This is a genomic window from Aeromonas genomosp. paramedia (assembly GCF_023093515.1).
Lineage (GTDB): Bacteria > Pseudomonadota > Gammaproteobacteria > Enterobacterales > Aeromonadaceae > Aeromonas.
Genome location: NZ_JAAROG010000053.1, coordinates 1 through 326, shown reverse-complemented (window position 1 = coordinate 326; position 326 = coordinate 1). Strand labels below are relative to the sequence as shown.

Annotated in this window: 1 protein-coding gene; it reads left to right on the top strand. The window is 64.1% G+C overall.

The window, feature by feature from the left end:
* A partial coding sequence (locus HB860_RS22005) for a hypothetical protein (protein WP_247627959.1) occupies window positions 1-326 on the top strand: 326 nt, incomplete at both ends.

The window sequence follows — 326 nt, the reverse complement described above, 5'->3', positions numbered from 1 at the left end:
CTGGTGGACAACAACGGCAACTGGAGCGTCACGGCCCAGGTTGTCTTGAGCGCCGAGCTGGATCACCAGGGCAGCGAATCCCTCGACTTGCCGCTGACCGTGACCCTGACCGACAAGGACGGGGACAGGGTCTCCACCGACTTGGCGCTCACCATCAAGGATGGCAATGCGCCTGGCTTTGTGGCGGGCAGCGGGGTGAGCCTGGATGAAGGCAACCTCAATGGCAGCAATACCCTGACCGGCACCGGTCACTTCACCGTGGACGCGGGCTCGGATCGGGTGAGCGAGGTCTCCTTTGCGGATGTGAACGAGCAGCCGGCCCTGAC